General features: G+C 33.0%; 2 pseudogenes. Both read left to right on the plus strand.

The features are described from left to right. A pseudogene (locus HMPREF1639_RS05915) lies at positions 1 to 301 on the plus strand (replication initiator protein A); the annotation flags it as partial. Further along, a pseudogene (locus HMPREF1639_RS05920) lies at positions 298 to 572 on the plus strand (ATP-binding protein); the annotation flags it as partial. The pseudogenes HMPREF1639_RS05915 and HMPREF1639_RS05920, both read left to right, overlap by 4 nt.

The raw sequence follows: 572 nt of genomic DNA on the forward strand, positions 1-572 counted from the left end.
TAACTATATAGAGAATAATAAGAGTAAGTATAGTAAGAGAGAATATAGTTTTGGGAAAAGCGGACTTGGAACATTTCAGAATGTCTTTTTAAAGGCTGAAGATATAGGAGAATTACAAATAAAAATGGCAGGAGAGCTTGATAACTACATTGAAAGACTATCAACCTATCTTCAAAGTACCGGAAAGATATATAAAGACCATAAAGCAACAATCCTTTCTTGGTTTTATAAAGATCAGGGAAGTAAGAAAAAAACCAATATCCCTACATGGGAGGAATATAACAAGGGAGTACATTTATGATTAAAGAATTAGAGAAAGTGATGATAGAAGATGTGGAATACAGCTTCAATCCTGAAAAAGAATACATCAAAGACGGACACGCCTACTGTAAAGTGTGCCATGAAAGAAAAGATGGAAAAGCATTAGAATTTTTCGGAAAGCAGATGATATTTAAGACAGTTTGTAAATGCGATAGAGATAGAGAAGCAAAAGAAAAAGAAAGACAAAAGCAGCTTGAAATCGAGAGATTAAAAAGTATCTGCTTCACATCCATGATTCAATGGGCATATAC

This window comes from Peptostreptococcus sp. MV1 (assembly GCF_000758885.1).
GTDB lineage: Bacteria > Bacillota > Clostridia > Peptostreptococcales > Peptostreptococcaceae > Peptostreptococcus.